Source organism: Nocardia sp. NPDC049149 (assembly GCF_043197455.1).
Lineage (GTDB): Bacteria > Actinomycetota > Actinomycetes > Mycobacteriales > Mycobacteriaceae > Nocardia.
This window is the reverse complement of sequence record NZ_JBICTD010000014.1, coordinates 205,366-220,656: the sequence shown is the minus strand read 5'-3', so window position 1 is coordinate 220,656 and position 15,291 is coordinate 205,366. Positions and strand designations below refer to the sequence as shown.

General features: G+C 66.8%; 11 protein-coding genes. 6 read left to right on the top strand and 5 right to left on the bottom strand.

Going from position 1 to position 15,291, the window contains the following annotated elements; genetic code table 11:
- Nucleotides 1–949: 949 nt before the first annotated feature.
- On the top strand, nucleotides 950–2,047 hold the full coding sequence (locus ACGFNJ_RS39965; protein ID WP_393461100.1) for a response regulator transcription factor: 1,098 nt from the start codon (nucleotides 950–952) through the stop codon (nucleotides 2,045–2,047).
- A gap of 16 nt (nucleotides 2,048–2,063) precedes the next feature.
- Here ACGFNJ_RS39965 and ACGFNJ_RS39960 read toward each other — a convergent pair whose 3' ends face one another.
- Both ACGFNJ_RS39960 and ACGFNJ_RS39955 read right to left on the bottom strand, forming a co-directional pair.
- A complete protein-coding gene (locus ACGFNJ_RS39960) occupies nucleotides 2,064–3,446 on the bottom strand; it encodes an FAD-binding oxidoreductase (RefSeq protein ID WP_393461098.1) in 1,383 nt (460 codons plus the stop codon).
- An 81-nt stretch (nucleotides 3,447–3,527) separates the two neighbouring features.
- Nucleotides 3,528–6,575, bottom strand: a complete 3,048-nt coding sequence (locus tag ACGFNJ_RS39955; protein WP_393461096.1) for a BTAD domain-containing putative transcriptional regulator — start codon at nucleotides 6,573–6,575, stop codon at nucleotides 3,528–3,530.
- A gap of 223 nt (nucleotides 6,576–6,798) precedes the next feature.
- On the opposite strand from ACGFNJ_RS39955, the gene ACGFNJ_RS39950 reads away from it, so the two are divergent.
- Together ACGFNJ_RS39950 and ACGFNJ_RS39945 are read left to right on the top strand one after the other, a co-directional pair.
- Nucleotides 6,799–7,401, top strand: coding sequence for a TetR/AcrR family transcriptional regulator (locus tag ACGFNJ_RS39950; RefSeq protein WP_393461094.1), 603 nt, complete (start codon nucleotides 6,799–6,801; stop codon nucleotides 7,399–7,401).
- Between the two features lie 268 nt (nucleotides 7,402–7,669).
- On the top strand, nucleotides 7,670–8,722 hold the full coding sequence (locus ACGFNJ_RS39945) for an enoyl-CoA hydratase/isomerase family protein (RefSeq protein ID WP_393461092.1): 1,053 nt from the start codon (nucleotides 7,670–7,672) through the stop codon (nucleotides 8,720–8,722).
- On the opposite strand, the gene ACGFNJ_RS39940 is transcribed toward ACGFNJ_RS39945, so the two are convergent.
- Complete coding sequence (locus tag ACGFNJ_RS39940; protein ID WP_393461090.1) at nucleotides 8,666–9,256, bottom strand: TetR/AcrR family transcriptional regulator; 591 nt, start codon at nucleotides 9,254–9,256, stop codon at nucleotides 8,666–8,668. The genes ACGFNJ_RS39945 and ACGFNJ_RS39940 overlap by 57 nt on opposite strands.
- A gap of 150 nt (nucleotides 9,257–9,406) precedes the next feature.
- Here ACGFNJ_RS39940 and aguA point away from each other — a divergent pair, with 150 nt between their 5' ends.
- The 3 genes from aguA (at nucleotide 9,407) to ACGFNJ_RS39925 (ending at nucleotide 12,552) form a co-directional block, all read left to right on the top strand.
- Nucleotides 9,407–10,498: an agmatine deiminase gene (aguA, locus tag ACGFNJ_RS39935; protein ID WP_393461088.1), complete on the top strand. Its 1,092-nt coding sequence runs from the start codon at nucleotides 9,407–9,409 to the stop codon at nucleotides 10,496–10,498.
- A complete protein-coding gene (locus ACGFNJ_RS39930) occupies nucleotides 10,495–11,175 on the top strand; it encodes a VC0807 family protein (protein ID WP_393461086.1) in 681 nt (226 codons plus the stop codon). Before aguA ends, ACGFNJ_RS39930 begins: the two co-directional genes overlap by 4 nt.
- A 156-nt stretch (nucleotides 11,176–11,331) precedes the next feature.
- Nucleotides 11,332–12,552: a cytochrome P450 gene (locus ACGFNJ_RS39925; protein ID WP_393461084.1), complete on the top strand. Its 1,221-nt coding sequence runs from the start codon at nucleotides 11,332–11,334 to the stop codon at nucleotides 12,550–12,552.
- Here ACGFNJ_RS39925 and ACGFNJ_RS39920 read toward each other — a convergent pair.
- Nucleotides 12,539–12,982: a nitroreductase/quinone reductase family protein gene (locus ACGFNJ_RS39920; protein WP_393461082.1), complete on the bottom strand. Its 444-nt coding sequence runs from the start codon at nucleotides 12,980–12,982 to the stop codon at nucleotides 12,539–12,541. The genes ACGFNJ_RS39925 and ACGFNJ_RS39920 overlap by 14 nt on opposite strands.
- A 58-nt stretch (nucleotides 12,983–13,040) precedes the next feature.
- On the bottom strand, nucleotides 13,041–15,077 hold the full coding sequence (locus ACGFNJ_RS39915; RefSeq protein ID WP_393461080.1) for a M3 family metallopeptidase: 2,037 nt from the start codon (nucleotides 15,075–15,077) through the stop codon (nucleotides 13,041–13,043).
- Nucleotides 15,078–15,291: the final 214 nt, after the last annotated feature.

Here is a 15,291-nt window from a genome sequence, read left to right as displayed (position 1 = left end):
CGTTGAACGCCTTCGACATCACCTTCGACGGTCGACTCACCGCCGGACGGAGATAACCCAACCAACCCGAGCTACACCGTTAACTGGACAGACCCGCCTCGCGCGCGCGGCCTCGGGCGGGCGCGGTTTTGGGGGTTGGTGTGGGTTTCCTAGGGCGTGTTGCGTTTGGGGTGGTGGTTTATCCGCGGGTTGACGGTTTCCTGGCGAGCGGGACAGTCTCGGGGTTTGCACTGGATAGCGTGGTGGCGTCGTGTGCCGTACCCGGCTGACCTCCGCTGTCAGGTGCGTGTTCTCTCGCCCCAGGGCGGGTTGCTTGGCTGTGGTCCGGTCCAAAGATCTTTCAGAAGTGATCTCGAGGGAGGTTGACGGGAGTCATATGGTGGCCGTTTTCAGGCGCACGGCAACCATAGGACTCCCGCCAACGACGGTCGGCAACCATTTCACTCCCGTCAACGGGTCAACAACCACTTCACTCCCGTCGATGGAGCTCGGCAACCACTTCTCTCACGCCGATGAAGCCCAGCAACCACTTCTCTCACGCCGATGAAGCCCAGCAACCGCTTCTCTCACGCCGATGGGCTCGGCAACCGCTTCTCTCACGCCGATGAGACTCGGCGACCATTCGACTATCGCCCGATGGGCTCAGCAACCATTTGACTACCGTCGATGGTGCCCGGGTTGAGTGTTGGTGCAGCCATGTCCCGTTCGCGTGGGTGGGGGTTCACGAGTGGTACATGGTGGAGGGGTTTGCGGCGTGTCGCCTCAACCATGTGCCACTCGTGAGAGTCCCTTCTTATCGAACGGGACGGGAGTGTTCGGGTACGACCCCTCGTATGCGGCCCGAACGTGGGATGTGTCCGTTACGGCATTAGCGTTCCGCGTTCGGGGCTTAGCGACCACCCCTGGTTTCGGGGGTTCACGGGGGTGGGGTGGGGACGATACTGGGGGGATGTCGTCGAAGTCGCTGGATGTGCTGACTGCCGGGGTTGAGCGGGCCTGCCGGACCAGTTCGGGAGCGGTGACGTTGCAGCGGGCTGTTGCGGCGACGCTGCGGGAGGCAGTGCCGTTCGATGCGTGGTGTGTGTTGACGGTCGACCCGGCTTCGATGCTGCCGACGGGCGGGTTTCATCGCGAGGGATTGCCGCTCGAGTACATGAATCAGTTCGTCGAGATCGAGGCGAGGGGTGAGGATGCGCTCGCGTTGCCCACGCTCGCGCGCGGCCAGGAGCGGGCGATGAGCTTGAGTGCGGCAACGGGTGGGCGGCCGGAAACCAGTCCGCGGTATCAGGAGATTCTGGTGCCGACGGGCATGCCGCACGAGATGCGGTTGTTGTTCAGCACGAACGCGAAGGTGTGGGGCGCGCTGGTGATGTTCCGCAGTGCGGATGCGGCCGACTTCTCAGCTGCCGAAGCCGAATTGGCCAGCGCCGCGACCGGAATGGTTGCGGAGGCGATCCGGCGGGAAATGGTGCTCACCGAGGTGGCGGCGGCCGAGGATATCGAGGGGCCGGGGCTGCTGTTGCTCGATCCCGACCTCTGCCGGATCAGCGCGACCGCGGCGGCCGCGCATTGGCTGCACCAGGTGGACGACGACATCGATCGGCGTCGCGAATTGCCTTACTGTGTACTGAATCTGGCGCGGCAGGCCTGGTCACGCCCTGGCGCTGCCCGCAGTCGAATCCGCACCAGGGCCGGCCGCTGGCTCACCCTGCATGCCGAACGGTTGACCAGCGCCGACGAGCAACTCTCGATCATCATCGAGGCCACCCGCCCGGTCGAGATCGCCGCGCTGATCGCCGACAGCTACCGGTTGACCGCCCGCGAACGCGAGGTCGTCGGCCTGCTCGCGCGCGGCTACTCGCGCACCGAAATCGCCAGAGTCCTCACGGTTTCCGCGCACACGGTCGACGACCACATCAAACGTCTCTTCGGCAAACTCGATGTCCGCAGCCGTGCCGAACTCACCGCGAAACTCTTCTTCGACCAGCATGTGCCGCGCATCGAGAACGAGATCCCAGTGGGCGGCACCGGCTGGTTTCTTCGCTGATTCAGCGCGACGACACCTAGCTGTGTTCCGGCGGAATGTTCTGGTTCAGGTGAAAGACGTTGTCCGGATCGAATTGTCGCTTCAGCGCCGTCAGCCGCCGCCACGCGGGTTCACCGTAGGCCGCACGCACGCGAGACGGCCCCTCGTCGAAGAGATGATTGACGTAACCGCCACCGGCCGACCACGGCCGCAACGACTCCCATGTCGCCCGCGTCCACTCCCGGTGCGCGGCACCGGGATCGGTCCGATCGGGCCACATCGCGGCCACGGTGAGGATCGCGCCCGCGGCACGGAACCCGAAGGCCGTGTCCTGCGCCGGAACCCGCGCGATCGCACCGCCCGCGATCCGCACCAGTATCTGCGACATCGGCGATGTCATCTGCTCGGCTGCGGAGACCAGTTGCCCGATGGCCGTATCATCCAGCTGCCCAAGCCATTCCGATCGTGCGTAGACCGAGACCCCGGCCGGCGCCGAGTCGTCGACCATCGATTGGAGCGCGGTGTAGGGCATCGGGCCGAACCCGTCCACCAGGGGCGTGCCCGCCGTGCGCAGCGGTCGTAGCGCCGCCTCCCCCGCGGCGAGGTCGCCGGTGTAGCAGCCAGACAACGCGACGATCGGCTTGCCGTGTAACTCCGGCGACAGGAAGGGTGCAGGTGGTGCGCTGATCAGCGCGGCGTTGAGCCCGAGATCGTCGTCGGCGTCGCGAGCCACGTCCAAGAACACCGACAGCGCACCCGCGGCCTCCGCCAGCGGGTACAGCACCGCCCCGGCATACATCGGCACCGGAATCGGATTGAGCCGCAACGTGAACCGGGTGACCACCCCGAAGTTCCCACCGCCACCGCGCAACCCCCACAGCAGCTCGGGGTGCGCGTCTTCGCTGACCTGCATGATCTCACCATCGGCGGTGACCAGCTCGGCCGCAACGAGGTTGTCGCAGGTCAGGCCGTACCGCCGGGACAACCAGCCGATGCCCCCGCCCAGCGTCAATCCCGCGACACCGGTGCTGGAGATCTCGCCGCCTGGCACCGCGAACCCATGGGCTTGGGTCGCCGCGTCGAGTTCACACCACAGCACTCCCGGCCCCACATGCACGAGCCGCTGTTCAGGGTCGATCTCGATCGATTTCATCAGGCTCGCGTCGATCACCAACCCGCCTTCGCACACCGACAGTCCAGGCATGCTGTGCCCACCGCCGCGCACCGCGATGGCGAGATCGTGGCGGACACCGAAAAGCACTGCCAGCGAGACATCTTCGGCCGTAGCGCAGCGCGCGATGAAGGCGGGAAAGCGATCGATACCGCCGTTCCACACCTGTCGCGCCGAGTGATAGTCCGGATCGCCCGGCTGAATGAGCGTGCCGTGAAAGCCGGCCAGGCCGACAGTATGTTTCGTCATGGCACACAGCGTCGCGAATTCGGCAGACCCCAACCATCCCCGATTCCGGGGGATTCACCATTCGCGGCGATAGCTACCTAATCAGCACTGGTGCTTGCAGAGCGTCGATACCCGCGGCACCACCGGCGCCACGGGTATCGACGTCCGACGTGCGGCAAGCTGCTGCTGTACGTCCTGGAGCCGGTCGATGTAGGGCTGCCAGCCGAATCCCGACTTGGCGTAGTGGCCGGTAACCCGGCCGACCAGCACCGCGGCGGCTTCGGCGTCGCCGGTGGCGACGGCGAGCGCCGCGGAGACGGGCCGCGCGGCCAGCCAGTGCAGGCTACCGGGAGCCACCTGCGTGTACACCGAATCGAGCACCGATTTCGCCGCGGTCAGCTCACCCCGGTGAATCAGCACGTCGGCCAAATCTATGTCGGCCATGCTGATTTCGTGCGCGAGATAGGACTGGGCTGTGCGGCAATGTTTTTCCGCGAGTTCGAGCCTGCCTGCGGCCACCTCGGCTGCGGCACGCACTAATTCGTTGCGTGCCAAGACTTTGCGCTCGTCCAACTGCTTGGCGTATGTGTCGGATTCGTCCGCTGCCACCAACGCTTCCGAGTATCGCGCCAATGCGACAAGTGCTCTGGCTCGATTACTGAGTCCGCAGGCGAGGCCGTGCTCGTCACCGCGTTCCCGATCGAGCTGGACCGCTCGATGGAAGCTCTCCAGCCCGTACTCGGCCAGTCCCGCGAACAGTTGCGCGGTGCCGCTCGCCTCCGCGAACGACGCCATTCTGACGACGTCGGCGGTGCGGCGCGCCTGCGTTTCACCGGCTTCCAGGGTGGCGACGGCGGCCCCGAGCTGTCCGCGGGCGATGTCGACTTTCCCACGGCGGTAACGGATGTCGAGGGCGAGCGCGGCGTCGCTGATGCCGTCGGCGAGTTCAGCGGCCGCGGCGAGTGCACGGGCCGATTCGTCGTATCGGCCGAGCATCGAGAGGTGCAAAGCGTAGCTGTACCACGTGTGCGCCCGTTCCGCGACGGTGGCGCCTGCCGCGTCGATCAGCGCCTCGAAGTGCCGGACCGCCTCTTGGTGCCACGCCCTGGCCGCCCACGGTTTGTGCATGGCCGTGGCCAGTTGCAATCCGCGCCGCGCCCACGGCGCGCCGACCGCATGCTCGAGCGCCTCCAAGACATTGGGCCATTCGGCGAACACCGCGGCGATCGACTCGGCGGTCTCGAAGCCGTCGCTCTCCCCCGCGGCACGCACCAGGTCCAGGCACCATGCGACGTGCCGTTGCCGGGCAGGCGCACCCTCGCCGGTCACCGCGAGCATGCTCAGCGCGTAGTCACGCACCGTCTCCAGCAGCGCGAAGCGGCGCTGGCCTGCGCTGAACAGCACGGTGGCCAGCCCTCGGTCCACCAGACCGGCCAATGCCGTTGCGACATCGGTCTTTTCGAGGCGACCGGACGGCACCACCCATTCCGCGGCCTCCAGCACGAACCCGCCCGCGAAGACCGAGATCCGGCGCAGCACCGCCTGTTCCACCGGATCGAGGAGCTCATAGCTCCAGTCCAACGCCGCGCGCAGGCTCGAATGCCGGTCGCTGCCTCCGGTGCGGCGGCCACCCATGAGCAGCCGGATGCGTCCGTCGATCCGTTGGGCGAGTTGGGCAATGGTGAAGGTCTTGGTCAGTCCGGCGGCGAGTTCGATGCCGAGCGGGAGCCAGTCGACCGCCGCGCACACCGCGGCGACGTCGGACTCTTCGGCGGTGATCACCGGGCAGATCGCCCGCTCGCCGAACAACGTGAGCCCGGCGGCGTGGTCGAGCGGGCCGATCCGGATCACCACCTCGCCCGGCAGGCCGAGCACGCGCTGTGACGTCACCAGCACGGTCAGGCCGGGCACCCGCAGCGTCTCGATGATCGAGATGACCTCGCCGAGCACGTGTTCGGCGTTGTCGAGCACCAGCAACGCGCCGGTCAGCGCCGCGTTGACCGCGTCGGGACACCCTTCCGGTGTCGCGTCGACCGCGACGGCGATCGCCTGGTTGATGGTGTCGCTGCGATGCAGGGACGCCAGCTCGACGAACACCACGGACCGTCCGGCCTCGGCCACCCCGCGCGCCGCCTCCAGCGCAAGCCGGGTCTTCCCGCTTCCCGGCCCGCCGACCAGCGTCACCACCGCACGCTGCGACAGGCTGCCGACCACCGCCGCCAGCTCGCGTTCCCTGCCGACGAACCCATCGGCTGCCACCGAACGCACTGTGTCGCTTGCTGTTCGGACCACGTCGGGTAGTCCGCTCGGTGTGCCGAAGACATCACTCTGCACCGATCGCGGCGGCTGCAACGCGGGATCGTGCCGCAGGATCCGCAACTCCAGCTCGGCCGTCTCCGGTGTCGGGTCGACGCCGAGCTCCTCCGCCAGCGCCTTGCGCAGCCGGTGCAGCCGGTCGAGGGCATCGGCCTGGCTCCCGGTGCGGTACAACGTGAGCGCGGACAACCGGGCAAGGGGTTCGTGCAACGGATGCTCGCGCACCAATGTGGTGAGCTCCGTGGATATTTCGGCGCCGGAACCGAGGTACAGCGTCGCGTCCAGCTTGGCGACGAGCAACCCGAGCCGCCACTCGTCGAGCCTGGCCGATTCCACGTGGGCGAATGGCGCGGACATCAGGTCGACCAGCGTCGGTCCACGCCACCAGCCCAGCGCCTCCTCGGCGGCCGACCGGACCGCGGCATACTGTCCGGCACGCTGCGCGGCGTGCACGCGTTCCGCAGCCGCCTCGGCGGCAAGCAGATCCGCGATGGTCGCGGTGGTCCGATATCCCGCAGGTGATCGGGTCACCGCATCGCCGTGCGCGCCGAGCGCCGCCCGTAGTCGCGAAATCAGCACGCGCAGCCGCTGAATCGGCCGGTGCAGGTCGGCGTCACCCCAAAGGTCTTCTGCCAGCCGCTGATCCGGGACCGGAACGCCGCGCGCCAGCGCCAGCCTGACCAGTGCCGCGCGCTCGAGCGGCCGGTCGACGCCCATGTCGCGGTTGCCGTCGCGCACCAGCACCGGGCCGAGGATGTGCACGTCCACTCGATCGTGCCCGAGGCCGCGCTCCGACCGCAGATCCAGGTCGCTTGCCACCTTATGGATCACCATGTCATCCCCCTCGGCGAACAAGCGAGTCGCAGGTTCGAGTTTCGCGTCGGCGTCGGCCGCGCAGCTCGGTGTTCGTTGAACAAACTGTCCCACAACAACTTCAACGATCGCGCCCGTCGTCGTATGTCATTGCGAACTCCTCAGTCGTTTCGTTCCCCCAACCCGCTTTGCAAGACATTGTTACTGTAATGGGAGACACGTCCCATAACAAGAGGAGCGCCCTATGGCAGAGCGTGAGAAGCAGAAGCTGCGCACGCGGCGTGCACTGCTCGAAGCCGCGCGCGAGATCGTCCAGGCGGGCCGCCCGCTGACGATCGCCGAGGTCGCGGACCGGGCGGAGGTCGGCACCTCGACCGTGTACCGGTATTTCTCCACGCCGCAGCAGCTCATCGCCGAGATGCCGCTGCCGCTCGCGGACGATTTCCTGGCCGATCTGCCCGAGGATCCCGCCGGACGGCTGCAGACCATCATCGACCGCGTGTGCGACATGCAGTTCGGGGACCAGACCGTGTGGCGCACGGCGATGATGATGAGCCAGCAGCGATGGCTGGAAAATTTCGACCGCGCCGAGGAGGCCGTCCCGCTCCGGCCCCGCGCCCGAGTCGAGATGACGCGCACCGCCCTCGAGCCGCTGTCGGACGTGCTGCCGCCCGCCGCGCTGCACCGGCTGACCATGGCGATTCTGGTCGTGTACGGCACCGAGGCGATGATCTCCGCATTCGATGTCGGCACACTCAGTCCCGCCGAGGCCCGCGATGTCATGCAGTGGTCCGCGCGGGCGCTGCTGGACGCCGCGCTGGCCGAGCATGCCGCGATGAGCCGCTGACACCGCTCGTCGCCATTCGCCATAGCTTTCAGCATCGCGGGCTGGCGGGAAATCGCCTACCCCCGATTTCAGGGGGTTGCCGCCGAGAATCGCCCTTTGTCGTGCGCATTCGACGCGCAGAACTGGCGCTATACCGACACCTGTGAGACATTTGACGCACTTGCGTCTCACGTCCTGTGGTGGACAGCCACTGAGAAAGCCGGGGCTGGTGAGGCACGAGCGAACTACCGGGTCGCGCAACGTTCCGCTACGCCAAGGAGTTTCGCCGATGAATCTGCTCGAGATTTCCCGCACCGGAGCGGTGCTCACCGCCGCATTGAACAATCCCCCGTTCAACTTCCTCACCAGCGCACTGCTGGACGAACTCCACGAACTACTCGATGAGGCAGACAAGAGTCCGCAGGTCAGAGCCATTGTGCTGACCAGCGCGGTGCCGGAGGCGTTCGTCAGCCACTACGACATCACCGAAATCCTGGAGGGTACGAGCCGGGTCGGACTTGCCGTCGGCCCTCGACTGACCGGCATCGGACTGCGGTTCGTCCACGCGCTCAATCGCGGTACAGCGATGCGCAGGCTACTCGGCCGAACCCCGGCGGCCGGGATTCTCGCGCTGCTCCGCTATCACGACCTGGTCGCCCGGATGCGCCGGTCGGACAAGGTATTCGTCGCCGCGATCGACGGCATGGCGCTCGGCGGCGGCTGCGAACTCGCCCTGTCGTGCGACATCAGGTTGATGGCCGACGGGCCCTACACGATCGGCCAGCCCGAAATCCTGCTCGACCTCATGCCCGGCGGCGGCGGCACGCAAATCCTCACGCGCACAATCGGAGCCGGGCGGACACTCGAGCTCGCACTGGAGGGACGGCCACTGACGCCGACGGAAGCCGCGGAGATCGGGCTGATCCATCGTGTCGTGCCGCCGGAAGCGCTTGCCGCAGAAGCGGCTCTCACCGCCGCGCGACTGTCGACCAGGTCGCCGCGGTCGGTCAAAGCGATCAAAGACGCCGTATATCGTTACGGCACTGGGCCACTCGAGCGCGGGCTGGCATTCGAGCGAGCACAATTCCTTGCGATGGCCAGCCAACCCGGTACCAAAGCCGCACTCGGCGAATACGCTCGGCTGGTTCAGCTGCACGAACAGGACGGCGGCAGCGTCGCCGAGTTCTCGGAACGGTACCTGCCCTCCCTGGTGGCGGGAGAGATACTGCACGCCGCCGCCCAGGCTGTACACACGCGAGGCAGCCAGCGCGCCAACAGCATTCAGTCACCGCGCCGGTTGGACAAGCCAGTCACGGACCCAGGACCTGGCGAGGCGGCGTGATCGTGCCGGGGTCATCCTGGTCGGTTCGGTAAGGACGGCGACCGAGAGTCCGTCCAGCAGAGCGAGGAGTTCGCCTGCGGCATCGCGAGATTCATTGGCGCGGTCCGGATTCGCCGAGGTGAGCGCCGCGGCGAGAATGTCTTCGGTTTCCTGCCACTGCCCGCGGTGGAGCGCGGCGATGCGCGGATCGTGCGCCGCCCTGGCGACCAGCGCCAGCCACATCCGCGCCAGCCTGTCGTCCGCACTCGGCGTGAGCAGCAGCTCGGTGAGGCCGAGGAGCCGCTCCTCGGGGCCGAGCGCGGTGACGCCGGATTCGTGGAAGCGCCTGCCCGCCTGCTCGGCCACGTGATGCCAGGCGGCGATCAGCAGATCCGTTTTGGTGGAGAAGTGATACTGCACGGTGCCGATCGCCACTCCGGCCCGGCCGGCGAGATCGCGAATGCTGACACCCTCGATGCCGCCCTCGGCGATCGCGTCCGCGAGCCGCTCCAGCAATTGGCCACGCCGGTCGGCGACGGCGGAACTCTCGACCATCTGCACTCCTCCGCACGGTTGACGGGCCACGGCTTGCCGCCGTCATCGTCTCATACTTTCGTATGAAGTCTGGTTCTCAGCCCATGTCAAGCCATTATACGACTGTATGGTCGAGGCGTTGCACTGAGCTGCGAGCCGAATGGACACCTCATGCGAACCGACCTGAAAACCCACCCCGCCGCCGACGGATTCCGGATGCCCGCCGAGTGGGACCCGCACGCAGGCTGCTTCCTGGCCTGGCCGGAGAACACCTACTTCTGGCGGCAAGGCGCGAAGCCTGCCCAGGATGTCGTCGCCACGATCGCCGACGCCATCGCCACGACCGGCGAGCAGGTGACGGTCACCGTGTCGGCCCGCCAATACCTGCACGCCCGCCTGCGATTGACCGCCGCGGTCCGGGTGGTCGAGGTGTCGACGGCGAACGCATGGGCGCGCGATGTCGCACCGTCGTTCGTCGTGGACGACACCGGTGGGCTGCGCGGCGTGGACTGGCGATTCAACGGCTACGGCAACCGCTCGCCGTACTGGCACGCCGACGACGCCTACGCCGCGAAACTGCTGGATCTCGAACGCGTCGAACGCTATTCGGGACCGGTGGTGTTCGAGGGCGGCATGCTCGATGTCGACGGGCTCGGCACCGGGCTGGTAGCCGAGGAGTGCCTGCTCGACCCCGCGCGGTACCGAAACCCGGACCGCGACACCATCAATGCCGCCATGCGCGACTTCCTCGGCGTCGACAAGCTCATCTGGCTGCCCTTCGGCTTGGTCGACGACGGCACGGCCGGGCACATGGACAACATGGCGCGCTTCGTCGCGCCCGGCCAGGTGCTGCTCGCGTGGACCGACGACGAAAACGATCCACAGTTCGAACGCAGCGCCGCGGCGTTGGCGCGCCTGACCGGCGCGACCGATGCGACGGGAAATCCGTTGACCGTGCACAAGATTCCCATTCCAGGACCGCTGCACATGACCGAGGAGGAAAGCGCGGGCACCGACATCGGAGCCGCGGTGAACCGGACCGGCGAACGACTTGCCGGGTCCTACGTCAACTTCTACCTCGCCAACGGCGCCGTGCTTGTGCCGCAACTGGATCCGGCGACCGACGCCGAGGCCGTCGCTGTGCTCGGCGCACTGTTTCCGTCGCGCGCGGTGGTGCCGCTGCAGACCAGGGATCTCCTGCTCGGCGGCGGCAATATCCATTGCGCGACAAGGCAGATCCCCGAGCCCGGCGGTGCCCGATGAGACGGGATTACGCCAAAATCGCCTGGCTGGTCTGCGATATCGGGCTGTCGCCCGCCGCGTACTACCTCACCAGGGCACTGGGTTTCGAGATCGTCGCGTCGCTGGTGACGGCGACGGCGGTCGCCGCGCTCTGGCTCGTCGCCGGCATGATCAGGACCCGCAAAGCCGATGGGGTCGCCTTCGTCATGATGGCCACCTACGCGCTGATGCTCGCGATGGCGGCGGCGACCGAGGACGCGCGCCTGATCCTGGTGCGCGATCCGCTGATCAGCATCGCCATCGGCGCGCTCTTCCTGGTCAGTTGCCGCACCTCGCGTCCGGCCACCGCCTACCTCGCTCAACGCTTGCACCAGGAAGAACCGCACGCCGAGCAGGATCCGCGATATCTGCACGGGCATCGGGTGCAGACCGTGGTGTGGGGCGTCACGCTCGTCACCGAATCAGCGGTCCGCATCGGCCTGATCTTCGCCCTCCCCGTCTCGGTGGCGGCGGGCCTGTCACCGGCGGTGGAACTGGGACTGACCGCGTTGCTGATCGGCTGGACCATCTGGTACCGCATCCGCCAGAGTCGCAGGCCCACAACACCTGGCGCACACGACGATTCCTTGACAGCCGCCGCCGAAATCCTGGTCGAGGACGACTCCTACCGGCGCAGTCCGCACGTCGAGGCCTCGTGAAATTCGGTCAGATGGCAGAAGTGCCACGGCGGCCGAACCGCGAGAACGACCAAGGCTGGCCCGTCGACGATTCGGTACCGTGGGTGCCGTGCGGCCGTCACCGGTCGCACGGGTGGGTGCGATCGATCGGGATCGCAATAAGCAAGGGAGGGAATCATGGTCGACACGGAGGCCGAGAGCCGCATCGAACAGGCCGATAAGAACTTCTTCGACGACCCGCACGAGTACTACCGTCGCTGGCGCGAACACGGTCCGGTGCTGAGGGTCCAGTTTCCCGTCGGCGAGCCGGTGTGGGTGGTCATCGGCTACGCCGAAGGGCGCGCGGCACTCGCGCACGCGCGGCTGCGCAAGAGCATGGCGGGCGTCGCCGAGCTGATGCACCGGAAAAACCCTGACGCGCAGCTGGATTCGCAGGCCATAGCGCTGTCGTCGCACATGCTCAACACCGATCCGCCCGAGCACACGCGGCTGCGCAAGATGATCAACAAGGCGTTCACCACGCGCCGGGTTGCGGTGCTGCGACCCAGGATCGAGCAGATCACCGCCGAATTGCTCGACGCGATGGCCGAACACGACGAGGTCGACCTGATCGAGGCGTTCGCGACGCCGCTGCCGGTCACGGTGATCTGCGAGCTGCTGGGTGTGCCTTTCACGGACCGCACGGAGTTCCAGTATTGGACCAAGGTGATCGTCGGGTCGTCCGGCGAGGTGGAAGAACGCAACCGCTGTTACGCCGAAATGGCGAGTTATCTGACAGATCTGGTGCAGGCCAAGCGAACCGACCCCGGCGACGACATCCTCTCCGGCCTGACGCAGACCCGCGAAGACGACGACCAGCTCACCGACCAGGAGCTGGTGGCGATGGCGTTCTTGCTGCTGATCGCCGGGCACGAGACGACGGTGAACCTCATCGCCAACGGCACCTACGCGTTGCTGCGCAACGAATCTCAGTTCGAGGCGCTGCGCAAGGATCCGTCCGCGGTGCCCGCCGCGGTGGAGGAGTTTCTCCGCTTCGAAGGCCCGGTCGACTGGGCGACGGTGCGCTACACCGAGGAACCGGTGACGATCGGCGACACCGAGATTCCCGCAGGGGAATTCATCTACGTCGCCCTGTCCGCCGCCAACCGCGATCCTGCGCGCTACCACGACCCCGACGAACTCGACACCACCGGTGACACTTCCGGCCACCTGGCCTTCGGCCACGGCATCCACTTCTGCGTCGGGGCGCCGCTGGCCCGCGTCGAAGCCGAGATCGCCTTCTCCGCACTGCTGCAACGGTTCCCGGATCTCACGCTTGCGACGTCGTCGGAGGAGCTGACCTGGCAACCGAGCCTGCTCATCCGCGGTCTCGCCGCGCTGCCGGTCAGCCTGCGCTAGGAGACGCGGGGGTCAGCAGGACGAGCGGAATCTCTCGCGTCGTCCTCTCCTGGTACCCGCCGTAGGTCTTGTACGACGCGACCACGCGCGGCCACAGCTTCGCTCGCTCTTCCGGCGTGGCAGGCCTGGCCTTCATCGGCCGGCGTGGTCCGTTGCGCACCGACACCAAGACGTCGGGGTTGTCGCGGAGGTTGTGGTACCACGCCGGGTGGACCGGGTCGCCGCCCCTGGAGGCGACGACGACATAGGTGTCGCCGTCGACAAGCGGGGCGGTCAGCATCACCGCGTGCGGGCGGCCCGATTTGCGTCCGGTCGTGACCAGTTCGATCGACGGCATGCCGCCGAACTCGCTGCCCAACTTTCCACAGCTGACCGCAAGCAAGAGCCGGTGTCCCGTGTTCATGGCTTTCAACGCAATGTTCGGAGGCATGACGTCCTTTCGGTTACCGCTAAAGTATCCGATACCCGCGGTACCAGTCCATCCTCCGTCAGTCGGAGAGCCCGCGCCGGATCAGCAGCGGCTCGATCTCGGGCGCGCGTCCCCGGACCGACTCGAACGCCGCCATCGGGTCCACTGAACCGCCCTTAGCCAGCAGCTCGCGCCGGAACACCTCGCCCTTCTCCCTGATCGACGCGGCGCCGTCGCCGAACCACTCGACCGTGTCGGCGTCGAGCACCTCGCTCCAGATGTAGGAGTAATAGCCCGCCGCGTAGCCGCTGGCGAAGATGTGGGCGAAGTACCCCGTGCGATACCGGGGCGGGATCGTTGCCATCGCGACGCCCGCTTTGCGCAGCGCCTCGTCCTCGAAGGTTTCGGCATCCGTCCCCGCCAAGGCTTCGCCGCCGGAGACCCGATGCCAAGCCCAATCCAGCAGTGCCGCACCGAGATACTCGACGGTCCGGAAGCCCTCACCGAACCGCCTGGCCGCCGCCATCCGTTCGACGAGCTCGGCGGGCATCGGCTCGCCGGTCTCGTAATGCTTGGCATAGTTCGCCAGCACCTCGGGCCGGTCCATCCACATCTCGTTCACCTGCGACGGGAATTCGACGAAGTCCCTCGGCACCTCGGTCCCAGAGAACGAGGGGTACTGGACATCCGAGAACAGCCCGTGCAGTGCGTGGCCGAACTCGTGGAACAGCGTCCGGACGTTGTCCCAGGTGAGCAGAGCAGGCTCGTCGGCAGGGGGTTTCACGATGTTCAGGTTGTTGACGACCACCGGACGCGTCCCCAAAAGACCGGACTGGCTGACCAATTCGTTCATCCACGCGCCACCGCGCTTCGACGGGCGGGTGAAGAAATCACCGAGGAACAACCCCAGCGCGCTGCCGTCGGCGTCGAACACCTCGAAAACTCGCACCTCCGGGTGATAGCCGAGCAGATCATCCCGCTCCAGCACGGTGATCCCGTACACCTGCTCGGCGGCGAAGAAGACCCCGTCACGCAGCACCCGATCGAGCTCGAGATAGGGCCGCAAAGCGTCGACATCCACCGAGAACCGTTCGGCCCGAACCTTTTCCGACCAGAACTGCCAATCCCACGAGCGGAGGTCGGCGTCCTTGCCCTCGGATGCCCGCATCGCCGCCGACAATTCCGCGGCCTCCCGCTCGGCGTTCCCGACCGCAGGCTGGACCAGCCTGCCGAGCATTTCGTCAACCGCCTCAACAGTTTTCGCCGTCTGGTCGGCGACCGAGTACGCCGCATAATCCGGATAGCCGAGCAAGGCGGCCTGCTCTGCGCGCAGCGCGGCGATCCGGACGGCGAGGTCGTTGTTGCCGCTCGCGCCGCGCCCCAGTGACGCCGTCATCACCCGCTGCCGCACGTCCCGATCCGCAAGTTCGGCGAGGACAGGCTGATTGGAGACGTTCTGCAAACTCACCACCCATGCGCCGGCGTGCCCCAGTGCGCCTGCGTTCTCCGCCGCAGCGGCCACCGCCGCGGGCGCAAGCCCGACCAGATCCTCCGCCTTGTCGACGACAAGCGCGGCCGCCTTGGTATCGGTCATGATGTTCTGCCGGAATTCCGTTGCTGCCGTGGCGAGTTCGGCGTTGAGCTCGCGCAACCGCTGCTGCCCTTCGGCATCGAGCCTGGCCCCGGCCCGAACAAACCTGCGGTAGTACTCCTCAACCAGCCGTACCCCCTCCGCATCCAACCCCAGCTCGTCCCGCCGCCGGTACAACGCCTCCACCCGCGCGAACAGGCCCGCGTCCAGATAGATCGCATCCCGATGCGCCGCGAGCCGCGGTGACATCTCCGCGTCGATCGCATCCGTCCCCGCACTGGCATCGGACCCAGAAATATTGAAGAACACGTTCGCGACCCTGGTCAGCAGCTCCCCTGACTGCTCCAGCGCCACAACAGTATTCGCAAACGTAGGCGCCTCCCCATTCCCGACAATCCCCGCAACCTCACCCAACTGCTCCGCCATCCCCCGCTCGAACGCGGGCACATAATGCTCCTCGCGAATCTCCGCAAACGGCGGCAGCTGATACGGCAGCGCACTGCGCTCAAACAACGGATTGCTCATCCCTGCACCCTATGCCGATCCACCGACCCCCAGCCCGGCACGCCCACCCACTCACCGCCGAAATTCGCCACAATCGCCAGGTCAATCGCACATACAGCGCAGGGCTTCTACGCCGCCAGATTCCGTCTAGGCGTTTGACTTGATAGCGTCTAGTGAGTAGACATATGCTGGTGATCAGCCAACAGCCCATCCGGGCAATCGTCAAGGAACTGAT